General features: G+C 44.0%; 1 protein-coding gene. It reads right to left on the bottom strand.

The genetic code is table 11. The features are described from left to right. Nucleotides 1–350, bottom strand: a 350-nt coding sequence (locus FTW16_RS17875; RefSeq protein WP_146492019.1) for a DDE-type integrase/transposase/recombinase, incomplete at both ends; no start/stop codon positions are given.

The raw sequence follows: 350 nt of genomic DNA, 5'->3' as shown, positions 1-350 counted from the left end.
TCTTGTCGTGAAAGCTGATCTAAGTTGTTCATCCACTCTTTCTTATATTGCGCAAAGAAACTTTCGGAACAAGCGTTATCCCAACAGTTTCCTTTTCTCGACATGCTGACTTTAATCTTTCGTTTACGGTGCCAACGGATCGTCTCCAACGCTCGATACTGTATACCTTGATCGGAGTGAAACAAAAGCTCGTGACCTAAGGGCTGCCTTTGTTCCCAAGCCTTATTCAGGCTTCTTAGCACTAACTTTGCGTTATTAATACGACTTGTCGACCAACCAATCACTTTGCGTGAAAACAAATCTAAGACGACGCACAGGTATTGCCAACCATCAGTACAGCGCACCTGAGT

The sequence above is a fragment of the Vibrio sp. T20 genome (assembly GCF_007858795.1).
GTDB lineage: Bacteria > Pseudomonadota > Gammaproteobacteria > Enterobacterales > Vibrionaceae > Vibrio > Vibrio satsumensis.
Note: the sequence above shows the minus strand (reverse complement) of the source record. Positions and strands in the feature narration are given on the sequence as shown.